The following is a 22,515-nucleotide window of genomic DNA, read 5'->3' as shown; positions in this document are numbered from 1 at the left end:
GCGCCGTGCCTGTCGCGGCGCAATCGACAACGACAGCAACCGGGAGGAAGAAATGCCGTCCAATCCATTCAACCCAACCAGAAGGCAGCTCCTTGCGGGCGCCGCCATGCTCGCCGGCGCCGGCCTTGCCGGTATCCGCCCGAGCCTTGCCGCCGGCGTCGACTGGAAGCGCTTCGCGGGCACGACGCTCGACGTCAATCTGGTGAAAAGCCCGCGCAGCGACACGCTGATCAAATATCTCGCCGAGTTCGAGGATCTGACGGGCATCAAGGTCAATGCCGAGGCGACGCCCGAGCAGCAGCAGCGCCAGAAGACGGTGATCGAGCTCAGCTCCGGCAAACCCAGCTTCGACGTCGTGCATCTGAGCTACCATGTGCAGAAGCGGCAGTTCGAGAAGGGCGGCTGGCTGGCCGACATATCGGGCTACCTTGCCGACCCGACGCTGACCGATCCGAGCCTGGTCGAAAAGGACTTTGCCGATGCCGGCATGCTGTTCGCCAAGGACGGCCAGGGCGTGCTGCGCTCGCTGCCGTTCTCGGTCGACTACTGGATAATCTACTGGAACAAGGAGCTGTTCGAGGCCAAGGGCCTCAAATACCCCGAAACCTTCGATCAGCTCGTTTCAGCCGCGGAGGCTCTGACCGACCCGTCGACCAACACCTACGGTTTCGTCGCGCGCGGCCTCAAGAACGCCAACACGCCGGTCTGGACCTCGCTGATGCTCGGCTACGACATGACGCCGCTCGACGACAAGGGCAAGCTGCGCACCACCGCGCCCGAGGCGGTGGAGGCGGCCGCCCTCTACCAGCGGCTGATGACCAAATCCGCGCCGCCCGGCGTCACCGGATTCAACTGGGCCGAAGCGCAATCCGCCTTCCTGCAAGGCAAGATCGGCATGTGGTTCGACGGCGTCGGTTTCGCGCCGCCGATGGAAAATCCGGAGAAGTCGAGGGTGGTCGGCAAGGTCGGCTACGGCGTCATGCCCAAGGGCCCCAAGGCGCATGCCTCGGGTACGTTCGGCGACGGGCTCGGCGTGACAACGGCCAGCGAGAAGAAGGAAGCCGCCTATCTCTTCTGCCAATGGGCGGTGTCGGCCGGCATGGGCGCGCGGCTGCTGCAGGCAGGTGCCGGCGTGCCGTTCCGCAAATCGGTGCTGGAAGACCCCAAGGTGCGCGAAGGCGTGACCATGCCGGCGAGTTGGCTCGATGCCGTGGTCGGCTCCGGCAATGTCAGCCGGCTGGCGCTGCCGGTCATCATCCCGGTCACCGAATTCCGCGACATCTACGGCGTGGCGCTCAGCAACCTGCTCGCCGGGGCCGACCCGGCGGAGGAACTGAAGAAGGCGACGGAACAGTTCCAGCCGGTCCTCGACAGGAGCGAGCAAGGCTGATGTCCGCAACTGCCCCAGAGCGCGCCGAGGCGACGACGAGTCGCGCCGGGGCGACGACGGATCGCGCCGGGGCGACGACCGATCGTACCGGGGTGACGAAACAGGCAAGCGAGGGGGGCCGGCCCGTCAAGCTGGCTCCCAGCTACTGGCCCTTCGTCGTCCCCGCGCTGGTCGTCGTCGGCGCCGTCATCGTCTTTCCCTGGGCCTTCACGCTGTGGATGAGCGTCAACCGCTGGACGCTTGGCCAGTCGCGAAGCTTCGCGGGGATGGAGAACTATCTGCGACTGGTCGGCGATGGGCGGTTCTGGGAATCGCTCGCGCACACTTTGTCCTACACTTTCCTTTCGGTGGCCGCGCCGATGCTGCTCGGCACGGTCGCGGCGCTGATCTTCGATGCCCGGTTCCCGCTGCGCGGCGTGCTGCGCGGTATTTTCGTGATGCCGATGATGGCCACGCCCGTCGCCGTGGCGCTGGTCTGGACGATGATGTTCCATCCGCAACTCGGCGTGCTCAACTACCTTCTGTCGCTGGTCGGCATTCCGGCGCAGGAATGGATATTCAACGCCAGGACGGTCATCCCCTCGCTGGTCGCTGTCGAGACCTGGCAGTGGACGCCGCTGGTGATGCTGATCGTGCTGGGCGGGCTGGCCTCGGTGCCGCGCGAACCCTTCGAGAGCGCCGAGATCGACGGCGCCAATGCTTGGCAGCAGTTCCGGTACCTGACCTTGCCGATGATCGCGCCGTTCCTGATGATCGCGGTGATCATCCGCACGATCGACGCGCTGAAGAGCTTCGACATCATCTATGCGATGACCCAGGGTGGACCGGGCACGGCCTCCGAGACCATCAACATCTATCTCTACAACATCGCCTTCTCCTATTACGACGTCGGCTACGGCTCGGCCATGGCGGTGGTGTTCTTCGTTCTTATCGTAGCGCTGTCCTTCGTCCTGCTGATGCTGCGCCAGCGCAGCCGCTGGACCGACGCGGAGGGCAAATAGATGCGTTCGCGACTGCTCAACCGGATCGGCCTGTTCTTCGCCGCCCTGGTCTTCGTCTCGCCGGCGATCCTGTTCTTCCTCTGGATGATCTCGCTGTCCCTGAAATTCGAGATCGACAACGGCGCCTCGCCGCCGGTCTTCATCCCCGAGCACGTGGCCTGGTCGAACTATGCCAAGGTGTTCGAGGAGAACAATTTCCTGCTCTACTTCTGGAACTCGGTGCTGGTGACCGGCACGGCGACGCTCTTGGCGCTGCTGATCGGCGTGCCTGCCGGCTACGGCATAGCGCGGCTCAAGGCCGAACGGTCGGCGGTCGTCATCATGATCGCGCGCATGACGCCGGGGCTGTCCTATCTCATCCCGCTGTTCCTGCTGTTCCAGTGGGCGGGCATATTGGGCACGCTGTGGCCGCAGATCATCATCCATCTCGTGGTCACGGTGCCGATCGTGGTCTGGGTGATGATCGGCTATTTCGAAACCACGCCGATGGAGCTGGAGGAGGCCGCCAGCATGGACGGCGCCTCCTCATGGCAGGTGTTCCGGCTGGTCGCGTTGCCCATCGCCCGGCCAGGCATCGTGGTGGCCTTCATCCTGTCCATCATCTTCTCCTGGAACAATTTCGTCTTTGGCGTGGTGCTGGCCAGCCGCGAGACGCGGACCTTGCCGGTCGCGGTCTACAACATGCTCTCCTACGAGCAGGTGAGCTGGGGGCCGTTGGCCGCCGCCGCACTGGTGGTGACGCTGCCGGTGCTGGTGCTGACCATGTTCGCGCAAAGGCAGATCGTCGCCGGGCTGACCGCCGGCGCGGTCAAGGGCGGCTGAAGCCGACGACACTCTTTCCAGGTGAGGACATGAAATGGCAGCGGTGACCATCAACAATGTGCAGAAGGCATTCGGAGCGACCAGGATCATTCACGACGTCAGCGTCGACATCGCCGATGGCGAGTTCGTGATCCTGGTCGGACCTTCGGGCTGCGGAAAGTCGACGCTGCTGCGCATGATCGCGGGGCTGGAGACGATCTCGGCCGGCAGGATCGCCATCGGCGAGCGGGTCGTCAACGATCTCAGGGCGCGAGACCGCAACATCGCCATGGTGTTCCAGAACTACGCGCTCTACCCGCATATGACGGTGGCCGACAATATGGGTTTCGCGCTCAAGATCAAGAAAGCCGATCCGGCCGATACCGCCGGCCGCGTCAACAGGGCGGCGAGTATCCTCGGCCTGGAAAAGCTGCTCGACCGCTTCCCGCGCCAGCTTTCGGGCGGCCAGCGCCAGCGTGTCGCCATGGGGCGCGCCATCGTGCGCGACCCGCAAGTCTTCCTGTTCGACGAACCGCTCTCCAACTTGGACGCCAAGCTGCGCGTGCAGATGCGAGGCGAGATCAAGGCGCTGCACCAGCGGCTGGGCACCACCACCATCTATGTCACGCATGACCAGATCGAGGCCATGACCATGGCCGACAAGATCGTGGTGCTGCATGACGGCCTGGTCGAGCAGGTCGGCGCGCCGCTCGACCTCTACGACCAGCCGGCCAATCTCTTCGTCGCCGGCTTCATCGGTTCGCCCGCCATGAATTTCATTCGCGGCCGCATCGAGGAAGGCGTCTTCCGCAGCGCAGGCGGGCTGACCTTGCCGCTGCCGGCGCCGCTTCATCCGGCACAGGTCCCGGGCGGAGAGCTGGTCTACGGCATCCGCCCCGAACACATCCGCGCCAGCAGCCAAGGCATACCCGGCAGCGTCACGCTGCTGGAAGCCACCGGTTCGGAGATCTTCGCCAAGGTCGACTGCGGCGGCGAGGAGATAGACTGCCTTTTCCGCGAGCGGCTGGCGCTCAAGCAGGGCCAGCTGGTGCGCATCGAGGTCGACCGCGCCTGCGCGCATCTGTTCGACGCCGAAACCGGCCGGCGCGTCGGCGCATGACAACAGCCCCGCGGGACGGGGCTGTCTTCAGGGTGCGGGCTATAAAAGCCTGCTCTTTGCCGGTCTATTTGCTGCCACCATTCGCCTTGACGCTGCTGCAGAACTCCGGATGGCTGTTGGCGGCGTTGGCGTCCTTGGCCTCGTCGTCGCAGGCCGTCATCATCATCTTCTGGTCTTCCGGAGTGAGCGCTTTCCATGCCTTCGTGAACTCGTCGCTGCTGCGCATCTTCTTCATGCTGGAGTCGGTGTAGAAGGGCTGCATCTTGGCCGGGTCGTCGAGTGCCGACGTGCCCTTGTTAGCGGCGGCGAGGGCCGAGCCCGCGAGCATCGAAAGCGTCATCGCGCCGACGCAGATCATCTTGATGTTCATGATAGGATCCTTCCCTGTTGCTCTTCGACCGTCGAAGCAACGATCTTCAAAGAAACGGAAGGTTTGGAGGAAAGTTCCGGTTCGCCATGCCAGCTGAGGCCCGGTCTGAACAAATATATTGTTCAACGGCGGCGAAACTTTCCGCTTTTTTCTTCGTTTGGCTGCATCGTTAGATTTGCAGCGGGGGCACATCGCACGGGATAGCGCCTTCCTCTTCACCCTAGCGCGGCTGGACCAGAGTCCGCGCCGCCTCCGCTCCCGCCGTCAGCATGCGATCGGACAATTCGGTTCCCTCCACCGCGCGGGACAGTTGAAGGGCGCCGATGAGCGCCGCGAAAACGCCCAATGCAACGCCCTCCGGATCAGGGATTCCAGGCGGCAACTGCGCCGATAGCTGGCGCACCAGAGTCATTAATCGTTCGGTGTAGAGCGCGCGGGTCTCGGATGGCTGACGCGCGATTTCGGGCAACAGCGCCGCCGAAGCACAGCCGGTCTCCGGATGATCCCGGTGCTCGGGCGACAAATACATGGCGAGGGCCAGATCCAGCCCTCCCGAGGCCAACGCCTCCTGCAATTGCTGCGACTGAGCCTCCAGTGCCGCGACCATGCTCTCGCGGACGAGTTCGGCCTTGGATTGAAAGTGTGGATAGAAGGCGCCGTTCGTCATGCCGGCGTCGCTCATGATGCTTGCCAGTCCGGACGCGGCGATGCCGTCACCGCGAAACCGTTCGGCGGCGACCTCCATTATCCGGCTGCGTGATGCGTCCTTCCGGCCTTTTTCGTAGCGCATGGCGCTCCTTCCGCTTCCCTATTGCATTACACCCGTAATGTGATATTACGATCATAATTCAATCATCGCCGAGAGGCAAGACCTCTCGAGTTCGGAGGCACCAGATGAACCGGAATTCAGGAAAGACGGCGATCGTGACCGGCGCCTCCTCCGGCATCGGCCGCGCCAGCGCGGAGGCTTTGGCGCGGGCGGGTTTCACCGTCTTCGGCACCAGCCGCAAAATATCAGGCCAGGGCTCGGACGGGATATCGATGCTGGTTTGTGACGTGACCGATGACGCGTCGGTCGCAGCTCTGGTTTCAGATGTCCTCGCCAGGACCGGCCGGATAGACCTTCTGGTCAACAATGCCGGCGTCGGGCTGCTGGGAGGCGCGGAGGAATCCTCGGTTTCCCAGTCCAAGGCCCTGTTCGATGTCAATCTGTTCGGCGTCATGCGGATGATCAACGCGGTGCTGCCGTCGATGCGGCGGCGCGGCGAGGGGCGCATCGTCAATATCGGCTCGATCCTGGGATTGGTCCCCGCGCCGTACTCGGCCCACTATTCCGCCGTCAAGCACGCGCTCGAAGGCTATTCGGAATCGCTCGACCACGAGGTTCGCGCTTTCAACATCCGGGTTTCGGTCATCGAACCTGCCTTCGTGCGCACCGTGTTCGACCAGAACGGGCTCGAGCCCGATTCCGTCATGAAGGAATACGATCAGGCCCGCGCCGGTATCGACGCATTGCTTCGCGACGTGATGCCGAAAGCAGACCCTCCGGAAGCGGTGGCGAATGTGGTACTCAGGGCCGCCACCGAGAAGCGTCAGCGCCGACGCTACACCGCCGGCAAGACAGCCCGCCTGGTCAGCACGCTGCGGCGGTTCGCGCCCGCCGCGACGTTCGACAAGACCTTGCGCAAGCAGTTCCGCCTGCCTGCCTGAACGGAACGTGCCAAGTCGGTGCCCGCACAAGCAGTTTCGCTGCGCCGAAAGCCCAGCCTGTCCGATATCGGGATTCATTTCAAGAAAGCGAATATGATGAAAGCCTTTGTCGTCGACAGATATCAGAAGAAGGGCGCCCTGCGGCTTGCAGAGATGCCTGAGCCGGAACCGCGCGACAACGATGTCCTGATCGAGGTCCACGCCGCTGGCGTAAACCTTCTCGATTCCAAGCTCCGGGATGGCGAGTTCAAACTCATATTGCCTTACCGCCCGCCATTCATCCTTGGCCATGACGTGGCTGGCATCGTCATTCGCGTCGGGTCGAAAGTACGCAAATTCAAGACCGGCGACGAAGTCTATGCGCGGGCGCGCGACGGCCGGATCGGGACTTTCGCCGAGTTCATCGCCGTCGAAGAAGCCGACGTGGCCCTGAAGCCCGACAGTCTCAGCATGGAGGAGGCGGCCTCCATTCCGCTGGTCGGCCTGACGGCCTGGCAAGTGCTCGTCGACAGGGCAGGGCTGAAGAAAGGGCAGAAGGTGTTCATCCAGGCCGGCTCCGGCGGTGTGGGGACATTCGCCATCCAACTGGCAAAACATCTCGGCGCCACCGTTGCGACGACGGCCAGCGCCGCGAGCGCCGATCTGGTGAGACGTCTCGGAGCCGATGTCGTCGTCGACTACAGGAAGGAGGACTTCGAGAAGGTCCTGCACGGCTACGACGTCGTCCTGAACAGCCAGGACCCCAAGACGCTCGAGAAATCCCTGCATGTGCTGAAGCCGGGCGGAAAGCTCATCTCCATCTCCGGTCCACCGGATCCCGAATTTGCCAGGGACAAAGGCCTCAACATTGTCCTGAAACTGGTCCTGCGCCTGCTGAGCCACGGCATACGCCGCAAGGCCAGACGCGCCGGGGTCGGATATTCGTTCCTGTTCATGTGGGCGCAGGGCGATCAACTGAGCAGGATCACGTCGCTCATCCAATCCGGCGTCATACGCCCTGTCATGGATCAGGTATTCCCATTCGAAAAGACCAACGAGGCGCTGGCCTATGTCGAGACAGGGCGCGCCAAGGGCAAGGTGGTCGTGAAGGTGAGATAGAAGGCGCCGGCGCCGCTCGGCCTGTTGTCAGTCTTGCGCCTTTTAGCCAGGGCGGTCTCAGCCGCTCTCGATCTCCTGGAGATAGAACGCCTTGCTGGGCTGCAAATGGTCGACGCAGAGCTGCGCCAGCACCCAATTGTCCCGGCGCTTCAGCGCCTCGATCATCATCGCGTGGTGCTGGCGGGAGATGTCGAGCTTTTCCCTGTCGGCCAGCGAATTGGCCCGCACCGGCAGGCTGAGGCGCATGTAATGCTCGATCGAGGCCACCAGATAGGCATTGCCGCAGGCCGAGAACATGGTGAGATGGAAACGGTCATTGGCCTCGTGGATGCCGCGCAGGTAGCCGCTCTCGACGTGGCCGTTATAGTTGCGGAGGATCTGCGTCAGCTCTTCGATCAGCGCGTCGCTCGCCGGCAGGCGGATCATCAGCGCCGCCTGGCGCTGCAGCATTTCGCGCACCTCGTAGATCTGCCGCACCTCGTCGGGCGACAGCCGCCGCACCATGGCGCCCTTGTTGCGCTCGCGCGTGACGACGCCTAGCCTTTCGAGCTGATAGAGCGCCTGTCGAATGGTATGGCGCGACACCGGGAAGCGGGCGAGCAGCACGTCCTCGACCAGGCGCGCGCCGGGCGCCAGTCTGCCGAAGATGATGTCTTCCTCCAGCGCGTGGACGACATCGGCTTCCTTGCCGCCATAATCGATCGTGTTGAGCATCGCGCTCCGTCGCGTTTTCAACAGCCTCATGGCGAGGGCCGCTCTTGCCGCCTTGCCATGGCGAAAAAAGAGAACCGGACCGCTTGGCCGGCCGGACCGATTGGCCTTGAGCCCGCCAGCTGCGCCATTACCGCCGACGGTCCCTGCCGCTTGCCGAGCCCCCAGATGGGCCGGGCGAGGGTCGTCGCTGGCCATGCTTTTGTCAAGCGACGCGAGGGACGTCGCCGCCCTGTCAGTTCCTGTCCACCGGCTTTGAGCGCATGCGCGAGACCGTTTCGCGCTCGGCGCGCTTGGAGCGCAGCGGCGGCAGGCCGCGGTCGATCAGGTCCATGTCCTCCAGCACCATGTCGCCCATGCGCTTGAAGGCGATGTCGAGCGCGCCGGCGCGGTGGGCCGAGCGCAGGAAGCCAGGCAAGGCGCGCACCGGGTGGTCCCGCGCCAGCGGCTCCTCGGGGAAGACGTCGCTGGCGGCGAGGATGTGGCCGCCCTTCACCGCCGCCATCAAAGCGGGGAAGTCGACCACGCCGGCGCGGCTGAGCAGGATGAAGGCCGCGCCTTTGCGCATCCTGGCGAAGGCGTCGGCGCCGAGGAAGCCCTGGTTCTCGCTGGTCACCGAGGCGACGACGAAGACGAAGTCGCTGGCGGACAGCACCTCGTCCATCGAGGCCGGCTCGACGCCATTGTCGATCAGGATCGACGGCGGCAGCCAGGGATCGAAGACTTTTGTCCTGGTGCGGAAACCCGACAGCAGCCGGTTCAGCGCGCGGCCGAGATCGCCGAAGCCGATGATGCCGACATCGGCGCCTGACAACAGCCGCGCCGTCCGGTTGCCGTCGCCGCCCCACAATTCCTCGCCCTTGCGGAAGGCGAGGTCGGCATCGACGATCCCGCGGGCGAGGTTGAGCGCCATGGCAAGGCCGAGCTCGGCCACCGGCTCGGCGAAGACCAGACCCGTTGTGACGACATGAATGCCGCGCGCGAACAGCGTTTCATAGGGCATGTTGTCGATGAGGTTGCTCTCGACATTGAAGACGCAGCGCAGCGCCTTCATCTTTCCCAGCGTTTCGGCCGCGATCGGCGGCTGGCCGACGATGTAGCGGGCCTCGGCCAACACATCGGCCGGCAGGTTCGCCACGCCGTCCGGCGTCGTCTCGACGATGCGGTATTTCGCCTTAAAGCGCGCCAGCTGCGGCGGCGTGAAGATGAGGTCGAGCGTGCGTGGTTCGGGCGCGCTGATGACCAGCGGCAAGGCGCTGTCGGACATGGCGAATTCCTCCCGGCGCGATCGTCTGGCGCCCTTCTGCACGCAATCTATCCCGGATTAAACGACTTACAACTGCATACAGAGGAGGAAAATTTCGCGACAAGAAAGGCGGGATTGCGGCTGGGGCGAGGGGCCGTTCTTGCACAAGGGCCCAAAAAAGGGAAAGGGAATGCGCTTCTGGCGCCGCAACCAACCACCGCTCCATACGTTGATCCATGCCGGACCGATTCCGGCTTACTCCAGAGCCTCACCCCGCCGGCCATGACTGGCGGGGGCTTTTTGCCGGAGGGCAGCAATCGACGTCATGCGCTGGCCGTCGATGAGCGCCTGCCGTTCCTTTGCTTCCAGCGCGGTGCAATCGCGGAACCGTCGATGAATTCAAGGCCGCCCGCCTCGTTGAGCGTGTGCAGCTTGCGTCCGCTCCATAGCGCGCCAGGGGTCAAGATGATCTCGACAACCTGGCTCATGCCGTCCAAATCGAGGTGAACAATGCGTGCGATGCCGAGCGCCGCGCCATAACTCCTGCGGCAGTCCTGCACGGGGCGCAGCAGGTCGTTGCCGCGTTTGACCATGCGGCCCGCCGGCCGCGCCGAGGCGATGTCGATCAGCACGGGGTTTTTGGGGTGCGGTGTCCACGGCCCGCGAAAGTCCGGCGCCGACCACAGATGCAGCGCGTCGGAAAAGGCGCCGCCGCCGTCCCTGACGGTGGCGAACAGCCACCATCGTCCGCCATGCTCGACCAAGGTGGCATCGCTGGCGACGATGTCTGACAGCAGCGTCGCTTCCTTGACCCAGCCGCCAGGGAAGGCGGTGGCGCGGTAGAGGTCGACCGTGCGGTTGGCGCAGCTCTCCGGCACCATCCAGACTTCGCCGTCGCGCTCGAAGACGAACGGATAGGACAGGTGATAGGGCAGGTCGAGCACCGGTTCCGGGCGGCCGATCGGCCCCGACGGGCCGAACGGCACGGCGGAGATGATGGCCCGGCCCAAACGGTGGATATAGTCCTCGACGAACAGGGTCACCTTGCCCTGATGCAGGATCGGGAACGGGTCGGCGTAGAAGCGGCTGCCGTCGTCGGGAAGCACCTGCCAGCCCGTTGCCGGATGCGCCCGCAGGTCGAGCAGGTCCTGCCCCTGCGTTTGCCGCCAGCCGACCTTCCAGTGCGGGGCGTTGTAGCAGAGATGGTAGATCTTCTGGACGACGCGCCGCGCCAGCGCCTTGCCGGCCCTGACGCCAAGCTTGGCGGCGGACGGCATGGCGGGCGCGGCATTGCCGTGCGCCGGCTCCGGCAGGACGGGGAGAGCGTGCCGCGCGGCGCCGGTCATCGCCGCCAGGATCAGGCTCGCGGTGCGCGCCAGCATATCCTGGAACGAGGCAAGCGCGATGCCGCCATATTCGGTGCCCAAGCGGCCTTCGGCGAGGTACGTACCGTTTTCCTCTATACGGCCAATCGGCGTTCGCCCATCGAGGATCAGCGCCAGCAGGGCTGCTTCGCCCGCGGCGCCATCATAGGTCACGCGCCAGACGCGGGTTCCTTCGCGCTGCACGTCGCCGCAGAGGTCGATCACCAGATCGGGCGCTGCCGGCGGCCGCGCTTGATAGGGCGCCAGCGCCGAAAGCGGCAGGCGTTTCGCCAGTCCGTTCGCGGACAGGCCATGGATGGCCGTTTCCAGCTGAAACAGCGCCGCGGCGCTGGGTGGTATGCCGCCCTCGGCCGGCCTGAGATCGACAGAGACCTCGACATGCGCCAGCGCCGCCAGGCGCTCCAGCAGCGTCAGGTGAAAGGCACGCGGGCATTCGCTGTCCAGGCGCAGGCTCACCTGCATGTCGCATCCTCATCGTTGTGATGTTCGGTATTGGGCCGGTGTTTGGACGCGGGAAACGGCCGGACGGATGAAGCTTTGCCCCATTCGATGTCGTTTCCCCGTTGCCCGCGCCGTTCCAACACCCGTGCCTCTCTAGGCAAACTCCGTGCCAAAAATCACAAGAGCTCTCAATATAATTAACAGTGTTTTAACAGTTGGAAGCATAGCTAAGACAAAGCCGCAATTTTATCTTTGCAGGCGCATGGAGTGTTGTCGGAGCGACCCTTGCAATCATCCCTGCTCTCGTTGCCGCAACAATACGCTCCGGAGGCGATGCAATACGCGCCCGGAGCGGTGCCGTCGGCGCCCTCCTACCCGGCCTCGACCGTCGAGCTGGGCGACGTGAAGCGCATACTGGTGCGCCGCCGTTTCCTCATCTTTGCCATCACCGCGCTGCTGACCCTCGGCGCATTGCTCTATGGGCTTATGACGCCGGCGCTCTACAGCTCGGCGGCGGAAATCATCATCGACCCGCAAGACCTGCAGGTGGTCAGCAACGACGTCAATCCGAGCCAGGTGCCGCCCGACGGCGGCATAACCCGTGTGGAAAGCCAGGTCAGCGTCGTCCAGTCGACGGGGGTGCTGCTCAGGGCCATCAAGGCGACCAACCTGACCGAGGATCCTGAATTCAACGGGCAGGGCATGCTGGGACGTTTACTCGGCGGATTGCTGGGTTCGGGGTCAGGCGAAGCCGACAAGACGGCCAAGACGCTCGATGCGTTGCGCGCACGCCTGGCGGTGCGGCGAGCGGACAAGGTGCTGGTCATCGAGGTGATCATCACCACGAAGAATGCCGAGAAGTCGGCGATGCTGGCCAATGCGATCGCGCAGGCCTATCTGGCGGATCAGGCGAGCTCACGCGCGCGGATGGCCAAGGACGCTTCGGACGCCATCGCCGCGCGGCTGGATGAGCAACGCAAGCGCGTCCAGCAGGCCGAGAATGCCGTCGAGGCCTACAGGTCCGCCAACAACATGGTGATGGCGGCGGGCAATCTGGTCAGCGACCAGGAACTGACCGAGCTGAATACGCAGCTTTCGGCGGCGCAAAGCCGCACTGCGGCGCTGAAGGCGCAGGTCGACCAGTTGCGCAGGTCGGGCGGGGCGCCGGACGCGACCTCGGAAGCGATGCGCTCCTCGGTGATTTCGAGCCTCAGGGCGCAGGAGGCGACGCTTGTCGACAAGGTATCGCAGTTCGGCACGGAACTTGGGCCACGCCATCCCTCGATGATCGCGGCGCAGCAGCAGCTGCGCGACACGCGTGCGCTGATCGGGCGCGAGCTCGGCCGCATCGGGGCGGCTGCCGAGACCGACTACGAGCGAGCGCTGGCCAACCAGCAGGCGCTGGAGGCCAAGGTCGCCGGCATGAAGACCAAGTCGCTCGATACGGACCAGGCTTCGGTCAAGCTGCGCGAGTTGCAGCGCGATCTCGAGGCCGTTCGCTCCGTCTATGCCAACTATCTGCAGCGTGTGCAGGAGACGCGCGAGCAGATCAACGTCGACAGCACCAATGCGCGGATCATCTCCAGCGCCATGCCGGCCCTGAAGAAGAGCTGGCCGCCGCTGTCGCTGCTTGTCCTGGGCGCGCTCTTCGGCGGCCTGGGGCTCGGCACCGGCCTGGCGCTGATCGCGGAATATTCCTCGCCCACGGTGCTTTCCAGCGCGCAGATGCAATCGGCCATCGACGCGCCGGTGCTTGGCGTGGTGCCGGCAAAATCGGGCAACACCCGTCGCTGGTGGCCTTTCGGCGGCACGGCCGCCGCGGCGAGCCAGAAGACGGACGCGGTTGTGGGGCTGGCGCTGAGGCGCATGTTCTCGTCGGGCCGGCGCCCGCCGGACTGGCCGCTGGTGCCGTCCATACTGGTGACGTCGCCGCCCGAGGACGCCGCGCATCGCGGCAGGGTGGCGCGCTTGCTGGCCAATGCCGCGGCCGCCCGGGGCGGCCGTATCCTGTTCATCGATACCAATGCCGGCGGCGGCCAGAAAGATCAGCAGCCGGGCGTGCTCGACGTGCTTCGCGGTCAGTACGGCATCGAGGCGTTGAGCCAGTATACGCCCGGCAGCAATGTCGCGCTTTTGGGGAGGGGCCGGTCAAAGGCCGTATTCCAGGAAGCGCAGGGCGTCTATTTTGCCCAGCAGATGTTGGCCCAGGCGGGCCGCAACTTCGAACTCGTCGTCATCGATGGCGGCGCGCTGGCCGACAACCTCAATGCCTCGCCGCTGGTAGCGATGGCCGACGAAATCCTGCTCGTCGCCACGCTGAACTCGACGCCGATGCGCGATGTCGCGGCGGCCTCGCAGGCCATTTCCGTCATGGGGCGGTTGCCGACCGGCGCCTTGCTGGTCGACGAGGCGGCCTGACATGGCCGCCGTCCGGCCCGCCAGCCCGGCAGCCGGCTGGGCCGCGCCGGGCCAAGCCGCCGCCGCATCCCCCACCGGCAGTTCCGTCGACTGGGTGACCCGCTTCGGCCTGGTCGTCACGGTGGCGGTGCTGTTCGCCGTTTCCGGCGGCATGCTATGGCTGGTGGGCTACAATTACGACGGCCTGCTCGGCAGTCCGGCCACCAAAATCCATCCGTCGACCTATCTCCTGGTGCTGGTGTTTGCCTGGCGTTCATGCACGTTCGGCAATCCGGTCGGCTATATGGCTGCCGTTGCCGACCGGCGGCCGGCCAGCGCGCTGATGGCGGTCATCTCGGTCGTGCTCCTGGTGGTGGTCGTCATCAGGCATCGCCCGGGCATGGCGGGCATGGTCGATACGTTCGTGACGGCGGCGCTGCTGGTGCTGATGCTGGCCGAGGACGACGAACGGACCTTCGCGCGGCTGCAGACGGTCGTTCACGCGGTGATGTCGGCGAATGCGCTGCTGGCGCTGTTCGAGTTCGCGACCAAGACGCTGGTGTTTCCCTATCGGCTCGACGGCGAGGTGTTCACCGACCTGCGCTCGACCGCGCTTCAGGGCCATCCGCTGGCCAATGCCACGATCACCGCGGTCTATGTGCTGGCGCTGCTCTCCGGCTCACGGTCGCTGTCGATGCCGCTGCGGCTTTCGCTGATCGGCCTGCAAACCGCGGCGCTGGTCGCGTTCGGCGGTCGTTCGGCGATGGTGATCACGCTCGCGCTCGGCGGCATCTATCTGCTTTTCAGGGGCGTGGCCTATCTGCGGCATGGACGCGTCAGCCTGCTGGGCGCGGCCCTTGCGGTCCTGCTCGCCACGCTGCTGCCGGTGGCGGTCGCCCTTCTCTTTTCCTATGGCTTCTTCGACGCGCTGCTGGAACGCTTCGTGTCCGACAGCGGCAGCGCCAATGCCCGCGTCGAAATGTTCGACCTCTTCAAGAATCTAGGGCTGGGCGACCTGATCGTGGGGCCTGATATCGATCTGATCGAAAGCATGCGCCGCATCAACGGCTTGGAACAAGGCATCGAGAACCCGATCATACGCATGGTGCTCTATCAGGGCGCCTTCTTTACCCTGCTGATGCTGTTCGGCTTCGTGCTGTTCATGCATGAGGTGGCACGCCGCTGCCATCCCGGCATCTGGCTGCCCATGCTGGGCTGGCTGATCCTGCTCAACACCTCCGAGACCCTCGCCTCCAAGACGACGCTGTTGACCAAATTCGTGGTGCTGGCGCTGGTGCTGTACCGGCCGGCGCGGGCCGTGGCGCGGCAAGAGGCGCAAGCAGTGCGCGCAATTGGAGACGACCGGCGAAGAGCGCAGCCTCTCCGCCGTTAGCGGCTGATCCCCTGTGTTTCGCAAAGACGGATCGCATGTGACATGGGGCTCAGCCATGACGCCGGGAAAGCGCTTCTTAGGACTTTCCACGCCCGAAAGCGGGCACGGTCGTCACCTGCCAATATAGGCAGCCAGTTCGTCGGGCGTCCCGTTTGGGAAGGCCTGTTTTAGAAAGTCCATGAACGCCGACACTCGCGCGCTGAGCAGCCGTCGAGAGGGGTAGAGCGTCCATAGAGCGATCTCGGGGCCGTCGATCTCCCCCCAACTTACCAGTGTGCCGTCAGCCAGGTCGTGGCTCACCAACGAAATGGGAAGACGTGCCGCACCGACGCCGGCCCGCACCGCGTCCCGGACCATGATGAGCGTCGACAAAGCGACGACCGGCTCGATCCTGATCGTTGACCGGCCGCCTTGTGTCTTCACGTGCAATGTCTGCAGATCGCCTGCCCCGCGCGCAACGCCAGGAGCGGCGAGTCCACCGGTCGGGCGAGGAAGGTCGGGGCGAGCCACCACGACCAGACGATCGCGCAGAAACGCCCGTCCGACCAGGCTTTCGTCGGGATCCGGATTGACCCGGATCACCAGGTCATAGCCTTCCTCGATCATGTCCACGGCCCGGTCCTCGGTCGTGACCTCCAGCCTCACCTCCGGATATTTGAGGGCAAACCCCGCGGCGATCCTTCCCATTGCGGTCTGAGAAAAATGCAAAGGCGCGCTGATCCGCAGCCTCCCCTTGGGTCTCTGACCGCCCGAGGCAATCGCCGAAGCGGTCTCGTCGAGTTCGGCGAGCAACGCTCCCGTCCGCTCGAAGAGCGCCCGTCCTTCTTCGGTGAGCTTGAGGTTACGCGCACCCCGTTCAAACAGGCGCAGATCAAGACTGCTTTCCAGTTCGCCAACGCGCCGGGACAGGGTTGCCTTGGGCCGGCCGGTGGCCCTTGCCGCTTTGCCGAAGCCGCCATGACGGGCAACGAGATTGAAATCGGCGAGGGCAAGGAGGTCCATGTGTGTTCCACCAGTGAGACGACGTGTCTAAAATTTCCGCCTGTTGGGCTGTTAGTGAGCCACACATATTGGAGCTGTCAAGCAATCCAACAGGAGAAATTTCATGACCATTCTCGTTACCGGCGCCACGGGCAATATTGGCCGCCAAGTCGTCGAACATCTCGTCAAGCGCGACGCAGATGTGCGTGCTCTCGTCCGCGATCCGTCGAAAGCCAACTTCCCGGCAGGCGTCTCCGTCGTGCAAGGCGACTTTCTCGATGTCGATTCGCTGCGGAAAGCCATGTCCGGAGTCTCTACTCTGTTCCTCTTGAACGCCGTGGTACCGGACGAATTCACCCAAGCTTTGGTCGCGCTCAACGTCGCCCGATCTGCCGGCATCGAGCGGATCGTCTATCTGTCGGTGGTCCACGCTGACGTCTATGTGAACGTACCCCATTTCGCGGGCAAGTTCGGCGTCGAGCGCATGATCGAGGAGATGGACTTCAAGGCTACGATCTTGCGCCCGGCCTACTTCATCCAGAACGATCTGATGATCGAAGACGTCATCACCGGCCACGGCACCTACCCAATGCCGATCGGCGCCAAGGGGCTCGCCATGATCGACGTGCGTGATATCGCCGAGATCGCCGCCCTCGAGTTGCTGCGCCGCGAACAGTCTTCCGAGCCGCTTGCGCTCCACCGAATCAACCTCGTCGGCCCGGAGACACTGACCGGGACGGATATCGCCGCAATCTGGTCAGAGGTGCTTGGCCGCCCGATCAACTACGGCGGCGACAATACCGAAGGCTTCGAGCAAAATCTCAAGCAGCTCTTGCCCGCCTGGATGGCCTACGACATGCGCCTGATGGGCGAGCGGTTCTTGACCAACGGGATGCTGCCTGAGGCCGGCGACGTCGAGCGCCTGACCGCCTTGCTCGGACGCCCACTGCGCCCATATCGCGACTTCGCCTCGGCGATCGCTGCCTCCGCTTGACGGAAGCAAGGACAAGCAACGGGGATAGGCCGTCTAGCCCGGCATCTCCAGCCCAAGCGCCTCGATCATCGCCGGGTCCAGGGCGCGCGTGGTGTCGTCCATCATGCCCATGCCGTCGAAGAGGGCCCAGAAGGCCCAGGCAAAGCCGAACGACTCTGCGCTTTGCCTGACGTCGGCGATGTAGCGGGCGCGGTCGGGATCGGGCGCGGCGACGTAGCGGGCGTCGGTGCGCAGCGCGCCGAACTCGCCCATGATGATGCGTTCGGGCGCGATGTCATGGCTATCCGCCCAATCGCGCGCCTGGCTAAGGTATCTGTCGATGAACCAGCGGCCGGGCTGGGCGTCAAAATAGACCTTCAGCACGCGCTCGGTTTCCGCGTAGGCGGCTTTCTTGTCCGCTTCGGAGGTTTCGGCGTCCTCGGCCATGCGCGCCCGCACCGAAGCTAGCGTCGCCTCGAGCGAACCGGCCGAGGCGGGCCACGGCACGTTGTTGAGCGAACGGTAGACGGGTTCGCTCATCCACGGCGCGCCCTGGTGGCTGAACAGGTAGGGCTCATAGAAGTGGAAGGTGAACAGGATCGGTTCGAAGCGCGAGAGCGGCGCCGGATCGAGCGCGGTCAGCCCGCTCACCATGGAGCCGCAGCCACCGGTCACGACCAGCGGCAGGGTAACGGACGATGCCCTGGCTTCGGTCAGGAGCGCGAACTGGACCTGCGACCAGACGTTGGACTCGCAGGATTGCTGCGGCTCGTTGACCGGCTCCAGCGCGACCTTGCCCGATGGAAACCGCGCCAGCCGGCCGGCAAGCTCGCCGATCAGCGTCCGATAGAGATCGAAGGCGGGCGCGGCAGTGCTGGAGACCATGCGGTCCGGATTCCAATAGTGGGTCGCGCTATTGGCCTGCACGTTGACGATGATGCCGAGGTCGGCGTCGAGGGCGGCGGTGACCGCCCGATCGAGCATCGCCAGCAAACGGCCGCGCGTGCCGGCATCGCCGGCCAGGAACGGGCCAGGATCGACCGGCAGGCGGATGAAATCGAGACCTGTCGCGCGCAGCCTGCGCAGATCGGCCGCCGTCGGCACCGGCCGCTGCTGGAATGGAGGCCAGTCGTAGTCGGTACGGGGTGCGGGGAATTCGCGCGTCAGCGAAAACCAGGGGAAGGCGTTGACGCCGCGCCGGAAGCGCCATTCGCCGGTGGCGGCCAGGCTGGACGACACGGGAGAAAGCGGCGCGAACAACGCGGCCGTGGACAGCGCCGCTCCGAGAACCCGCCGGCGCGACCACGTCGTCATGCGTGCGAGGGATGGTCGACCGGAACGGCCTCGCCGGCGACGACGCCGAGCAGCCGGAAGGCTTCATTCTCATAGGCCAGCAGCACGTCTTCCCAGCGGAAGGCTTCGCGGGCGCGCGCCCTGGCGCCCTCACCGCAACTCTCGACCAGGGCGTCGTCTTCGATGGCCCGATCGATCCGGCCGGCGCAAGTGCCGGTATCGGTGAAATAGAGGGCGGCGGCGCCCGCGGTCCACCTGTTGTAGGGATTGTCGTGGGCGATCACCATGTTGCCGGCCGCCAGCGCCTCGACCAATGACGGGTTGGTGCCGCCGACCGTGTGGCCATGCATATAGGCGCGCGCGTGGTACCGCAGCGCCTTCACGGTCGCCTGGTCATAGATGGCCCCGGGCAGAACCACCGAGCCGTTCGCGGCCTTGCGGATGGCGGCGTGATAGGGGATTTCATCCGAGAGCGTTCCAAGCACCACCAGCTTCATGTCGCGCTTTTTGCTGCAAAAGGCTTCGACGATCGGCAGGATGTTGTTGTCGGGCTCGATGCGCGCGATCGAGATCAGGTACTTTCCAGGTTCGAGCCCGAGCGCCCTGACCGGTGCCTCCGGCGCCGTCGTCACCGGATCGCCGCCATAGGGGATGGTGACGATCGCGCTGCGCGGCCGGCGTGTCGCCAGATGATCGGCGATGACAGGATGATCGGCGACGAGGCGATGCGAGGTCCAGGCGCCGATCCATTCGTTGAGCCAGAACCAGCTTCGCGCCGCCAGGCCCCATTTGGGGCGGCGCCATTCGATGCCGTCCATGTTGATCATGATCTTGCGCCGCATCAGCCTGAGCCAGGTCAGGAAAAGCGCGCCATTGTAACCCAGCACGAGGCACACGCCGGGCCGCCGCACGGCATCGCGCACGCATTGCCAGTCGAATTCCAGCGTCGCGCGCGGACCTTTCGAGGCGACCTGGATGTGGATGAGTTCGATGCCGCGCCAGGTTTCGCTGCGCGCCCTGTGCTCGACACGCTCGACTTCGTCCTGGCAGTAAACGCCGACCCTCCAGCCGCGTCCGGCGAGGAAAAGCGCCAGCTTCTCGGCGAAGGTTTCAAAACCGCCATGGGCCGCGGGTATGCCGCGCGTTCCCAGGATCAGGATGGAGGGCTTTGATGTCATGGCCGACGGGACTTTCCGGAATGTTCATTGCACCAGAACCCACCCTGCGACTTCCAGCCGGGCAAGAGTGGGAGCAACTGTCGCAGAACGTCGTAAAAAATTCTTACCAAACGCCGGAGTTGTTTCATTATCGGTCAACTTTCCGGGCGTATCTGTATCGAAACGAGGCGTTGCCGGGGTTCCTCGGCCTAACCGCCGGGGAAAGCGGACCGGGCATGATCCTTGCTCCTGGACTTCGGCAGCCATCCGCCTCGCGCGATGCTGGATGGGGTATGAACCTGGCGGGATATTAAGATGCGGATTGCCTGCGTTCATCAGGGCTACGAACTCTATGGCTCCGACCGAAGCTTCGCGGAAAGCGTCGCAGCCCTGCGCGCCGCGTTTCCGTCCGCCGACATCGAAGTCGTGCTGCCGCGCAGCGGGCCGATCGTGCAGATCCTCGAACCGCATGCCAGCCGGATCGTCTTCGAGCCGCTCTGGGTGTTGCGGCGCCAAGCCATCCTGCGCCTCGCGACCGTCGAGATGGCGCGCCTGCCGCTGGCCCTATGGCGGGCATGGCGACGTCTGAGGCAATGCGATCTGGTCTATGTCAACACCTCGATCGTGGCCGACTATGCGCTGGCCGCCCGCCTGCTGCCTCACAAGGCTGTCCTGCATATCCACGAGATCCCCGAAGGTTTCATGCGCACGATCCTGGTCGCCTTGATGCGCTGGAGCCATGCCGACCTGATCTTCAATTCACGCGCCACGCGCGCCGCTTTCGGCATTGCCGGACGTTCACGCACGCATGTGGTCTATAATGGCGTTGCGGGCCCGCCGGCGGCCGAGCCGATGCGCTATGACGGCAGCCGGCCGTTGCGGGTACTGCTGCTCGGCCGCATCAACAGGATCAAGGGCCAGGAAGTGCTGCTCGAGGCGGTCGCCTCGATGCCGCCGGAATTGCGCTCGCGCATCGAAGTGCGGCTGGTGGGCGGCGCTTTCGAAAGCACCGAGCGCGAACTGGCCTTGGCCGAGCTGGTGAACACCATGGGATTGGCCGATCGCGTCAGCGTGCTGCCGTTCATACCGGACCCCTCGCAACACTACCGCTGGGCCGACATCGTCACCGTTCCGTCGCGGCGCCCGGAATCGCTGGGCCGCGTCGCCATCGAGGCGATGGCCTATGGTCGGCCGCCACTGGTATCGGCGATCGGCGGGCTGGTCGAGGTGGTCAGCGACGGGGAGACCGGCTGGCATGTTCCGCCGAACAACGCCGCCGCCCTTGCCGCGAAATTGCAGGCGATCATCCTGCGGCCCGAGGCCTGGCGCGGTTTTATTGCCGCCGGCCGTGCGCGCTACGAGACAGTCTTCAGCGAACCGGTCGCAGCGGCCGCGATCGCGGCGATCGCCGCCGACAAGCTGAAAGTGACGATGGCGAGGCCGGGCAGGCCGGCAACCGCCCGCCAGGCGGAGACCCGGCCGTGAAATTCCCGGTCCATCTGCTGCGACGCCTCGTGCTGATGGTCGGCGGCGAGGCGATGCAGAGCGGCTTTCACTTTGCCCTCAACATCGCGCTGCTGCACATACTGTCGGCGCAAGGTTACGGTCTCTTCGCCATCGGCATGGTGATGGGCGGCGTCGGCCTGTCGTACATCCGCTCGCTCACTGCCGTCCCCGCCTCGATATGGATGGGCAAGAGCACCAACAGTGCCGGCGTCGATGCCCATGACGTGGCCTTCGGAACAGCGGCGCTTGTGGTGTCGCTGCTGATGGCGGGCAGCACGGCGATCCTGATGCATCTGCTGGGCGATCCGAGCGGCATCGCCGCCGGCTGCTTCGTCGGCGCATGGTCGCTGCGCAGCCACATGCGCACGGCACTGTTCGCTCGGCGCCAGCAGGTGATCGTCTCCATCAGCGACGCCGCTTTCACGATTACCGGCATCATCCTGACCGGACTGACCATGTGGTTGGCGAGGGACGCGCTGCAAACCGTGTTTTATGCGCTTGCGGCCGCAAATCTGCTCGGCATCGTCGTCCTGGTTCGGCTGGCGCGCCGCACACCTCGCATCAGCTTCCGCATGCCGACGCGCCGCCGCTATACAAGGCTCTGGCCGCAGCTGCGCTGGTCGGCGTTCAGCGCGACCACCACAAACATCCAGGGTCAATGCCTGGCCCTGCTGGTCGCGGGCATTGCCGGACCCGCCGCTTACGCACCGCTGGCGGCGGTCCTCGTGCTGTTTGCCCCACTGCGCATCATCAGCCTTGCTCTCTTCAACATGACGCAGCCGGAGCTGGCGAAGCTGATGCGCAACAACGAAACAGGTCGTGTCTGGGCGCAAGCGAAGATCTGGTCGCTGGTCATGGGGATCGGTGGCCTCGTCTATGGATGTGCCATCCTATTCGTCCTGCCGATGATAAAATCCCAGGCCCTCCAGGATGCCTCGGTCGGATTCATCGGACTTTTCGTGATCGCGAATTTCATCCCGGTCATGCTTTATGTCATGCCTCGCATCATCCTTGAGATCCTCGGCGATTTCCGGACCGTCGCCTTCATCACGACCGGTGGCGCAGTCGTCGGGCTGGCGCTGATCGCAATCCTGCTGGCAATCGCGCCTCCGCCGTGGTCGCTGTTGGGTTCCGCGGTCTCCGAAATCTTCGTCCTTGCGGCATCATGGTATTTCGCGCGTCACCGCATATGGAACATCGAGCACCCGGACCAACAGCGCGACCGATGGTTGGGCGGGTGGCGGCGGTCGGTCCCGTTCGCCCCGGTAAAACGGTAGCAGAGACCGGTGGCAGGCGAGGCAGTGAGGATGTAACGGACGCACGGCGGGAAGGCCCCTGTTTGTCGTCGGCGTGGTCTCACGAATGGCCCCGGCGTGGCACGACCGATCGGTGCAATTTCTGAGTGTCCATCAACGCACCGTTCATGCTTTGATGCTAGCGATCGACCTGAGCGCAAGTGCCCAACGTCTCACCGGGCCTCATGGCAGGTCGACGAGCTGGGCACGCGGGCAAAGGTTCGACTAGTTCGGCCATCGGCCGGTA

General features: G+C 64.8%; 19 protein-coding genes. 11 read left to right on the top strand and 8 right to left on the bottom strand.

Features of this window, described 5'->3' with window-relative positions:
• The first annotated feature begins 52 nt into the window (after positions 1–52).
• Genes FJ426_RS08735 through ugpC form a run of 4 tightly spaced genes read left to right on the top strand, consistent with a single transcriptional unit; the run spans position 53 to position 4,312 of the window.
• Positions 53–1,390 carry a sugar ABC transporter substrate-binding protein gene (locus FJ426_RS08735; RefSeq protein ID WP_140516177.1) on the top strand — a complete coding sequence of 446 codons (1,338 nt, stop codon included), beginning with the start codon at positions 53–55 and terminating at the stop codon, positions 1,388–1,390.
• On the top strand, positions 1,390–2,391 hold the full coding sequence (locus FJ426_RS08730; RefSeq protein ID WP_224519032.1) for a sugar ABC transporter permease: 1,002 nt from the start codon (positions 1,390–1,392) through the stop codon (positions 2,389–2,391). Before FJ426_RS08735 ends, FJ426_RS08730 begins: the two co-directional genes overlap by 1 nt.
• Positions 2,392–3,213, top strand: coding sequence for a carbohydrate ABC transporter permease (locus FJ426_RS08725; RefSeq protein ID WP_140499101.1), 822 nt, complete (start codon positions 2,392–2,394; stop codon positions 3,211–3,213).
• 34 nt (positions 3,214–3,247) lie between these two features.
• Positions 3,248–4,312: a sn-glycerol-3-phosphate ABC transporter ATP-binding protein UgpC gene (ugpC, locus tag FJ426_RS08720; RefSeq protein WP_140516175.1), complete on the top strand. Its 1,065-nt coding sequence runs from the start codon at positions 3,248–3,250 to the stop codon at positions 4,310–4,312.
• A 64-nt stretch (positions 4,313–4,376) separates the two neighbouring features.
• Here ugpC and FJ426_RS08715 read toward each other — a convergent pair whose 3' ends face one another.
• Together FJ426_RS08715 and FJ426_RS08710 are read right to left on the bottom strand one after the other, a co-directional pair.
• Entirely contained in the window at positions 4,377–4,682 is a 306-nt protein-coding gene (locus tag FJ426_RS08715) for a hypothetical protein (protein WP_140499097.1), read from the bottom strand.
• 220 nt (positions 4,683–4,902) lie between these two features.
• Positions 4,903–5,472 carry a TetR/AcrR family transcriptional regulator gene (locus FJ426_RS08710; RefSeq protein WP_140559838.1) on the bottom strand — a complete coding sequence of 190 codons (570 nt, stop codon included), beginning with the start codon at positions 5,470–5,472 and terminating at the stop codon, positions 4,903–4,905.
• A gap of 104 nt (positions 5,473–5,576) precedes the next feature.
• On the opposite strand from FJ426_RS08710, the gene FJ426_RS08705 reads away from it, so the two are divergent.
• Both FJ426_RS08705 and FJ426_RS08700 read left to right on the top strand, forming a co-directional pair.
• Positions 5,577–6,392 carry an oxidoreductase gene (locus tag FJ426_RS08705; protein WP_140516171.1) on the top strand — a complete coding sequence of 272 codons (816 nt, stop codon included), beginning with the start codon at positions 5,577–5,579 and terminating at the stop codon, positions 6,390–6,392.
• A gap of 96 nt (positions 6,393–6,488) precedes the next feature.
• Positions 6,489–7,490 carry an NADP-dependent oxidoreductase gene (locus FJ426_RS08700; protein WP_140559950.1) on the top strand — a complete coding sequence of 334 codons (1,002 nt, stop codon included), beginning with the start codon at positions 6,489–6,491 and terminating at the stop codon, positions 7,488–7,490.
• 57 nt (positions 7,491–7,547) lie between these two features.
• Here FJ426_RS08700 and FJ426_RS08695 read toward each other — a convergent pair whose 3' ends face one another.
• The 3 genes from FJ426_RS08695 to FJ426_RS08685 all read right to left on the bottom strand — a co-directional run bounded on the left by FJ426_RS08695 (position 7,548) and on the right by FJ426_RS08685 (position 11,294).
• Complete coding sequence (locus FJ426_RS08695; RefSeq protein WP_140825168.1) at positions 7,548–8,204, bottom strand: GntR family transcriptional regulator; 657 nt, start codon at positions 8,202–8,204, stop codon at positions 7,548–7,550.
• Between the two features lie 232 nt (positions 8,205–8,436).
• Entirely contained in the window at positions 8,437–9,468 is a 1,032-nt protein-coding gene (locus tag FJ426_RS08690) for a hydroxyacid dehydrogenase (RefSeq protein ID WP_140825167.1), read from the bottom strand.
• 302 nt (positions 9,469–9,770) lie between these two features.
• The gene (locus tag FJ426_RS08685) at positions 9,771–11,294 is read right to left on the bottom strand and encodes a formyl transferase (protein ID WP_140825166.1); all 1,524 of its coding nucleotides are present in this window, start codon (positions 11,292–11,294) and stop codon (positions 9,771–9,773) included.
• Positions 11,295–11,558: 264 nt separating this feature from the next.
• Here FJ426_RS08685 and FJ426_RS08680 point away from each other — a divergent pair, with 264 nt between their 5' ends.
• Positions 11,559–13,691, top strand: a complete 2,133-nt coding sequence (locus FJ426_RS08680; protein WP_140825165.1) for an exopolysaccharide transport family protein — start codon at positions 11,559–11,561, stop codon at positions 13,689–13,691.
• 1 nt (position 13,692) lies between these two features.
• The gene (locus FJ426_RS08675) at positions 13,693–15,063 is read left to right on the top strand and encodes a VpsF family polysaccharide biosynthesis protein (protein ID WP_210241332.1); all 1,371 of its coding nucleotides are present in this window, start codon (positions 13,693–13,695) and stop codon (positions 15,061–15,063) included.
• A gap of 111 nt (positions 15,064–15,174) precedes the next feature.
• Here FJ426_RS08675 and FJ426_RS08670 read toward each other — a convergent pair whose 3' ends face one another.
• Positions 15,175–16,065 (bottom strand): LysR family transcriptional regulator, encoded by an 891-nt coding sequence (locus FJ426_RS08670; RefSeq protein WP_140521434.1) that lies wholly within the window; start codon positions 16,063–16,065, stop codon positions 15,175–15,177.
• Positions 16,066–16,168: 103 nt separating this feature from the next.
• On the opposite strand from FJ426_RS08670, the gene FJ426_RS08665 reads away from it, so the two are divergent.
• Positions 16,169–17,038 (top strand): NmrA/HSCARG family protein, encoded by an 870-nt coding sequence (locus FJ426_RS08665; protein WP_140825164.1) that lies wholly within the window; start codon positions 16,169–16,171, stop codon positions 17,036–17,038.
• A gap of 33 nt (positions 17,039–17,071) precedes the next feature.
• Here FJ426_RS08665 and FJ426_RS08660 read toward each other — a convergent pair whose 3' ends face one another.
• The gene (locus FJ426_RS08660; RefSeq protein ID WP_140516157.1) at positions 17,072–18,331 is read right to left on the bottom strand and encodes a cellulase family glycosylhydrolase; all 1,260 of its coding nucleotides are present in this window, start codon (positions 18,329–18,331) and stop codon (positions 17,072–17,074) included.
• Positions 18,328–19,488, bottom strand: coding sequence for a DUF1972 domain-containing protein (locus tag FJ426_RS08655; RefSeq protein WP_140825163.1), 1,161 nt, complete (start codon positions 19,486–19,488; stop codon positions 18,328–18,330). The genes FJ426_RS08660 and FJ426_RS08655 overlap by 4 nt, the downstream gene beginning before the upstream one ends.
• A 294-nt stretch (positions 19,489–19,782) precedes the next feature.
• Between FJ426_RS08655 and FJ426_RS08650 the strand changes: the two genes are divergently transcribed.
• Positions 19,783–20,952, top strand: a complete 1,170-nt coding sequence (locus FJ426_RS08650; protein ID WP_140674337.1) for a glycosyltransferase — start codon at positions 19,783–19,785, stop codon at positions 20,950–20,952.
• The gene (locus FJ426_RS08645; RefSeq protein ID WP_181176933.1) at positions 20,949–22,250 is read left to right on the top strand and encodes a hypothetical protein; all 1,302 of its coding nucleotides are present in this window, start codon (positions 20,949–20,951) and stop codon (positions 22,248–22,250) included. Before FJ426_RS08650 ends, FJ426_RS08645 begins: the two co-directional genes overlap by 4 nt.
• Positions 22,251–22,515 lie beyond the last annotated feature (265 nt).

This window comes from Mesorhizobium sp. B2-6-4, assembly GCF_006441495.1.
GTDB lineage: Bacteria > Pseudomonadota > Alphaproteobacteria > Rhizobiales > Rhizobiaceae > Mesorhizobium.
Note: the sequence above shows the minus strand (reverse complement) of the source record. Positions and strands in the feature narration are given on the sequence as shown.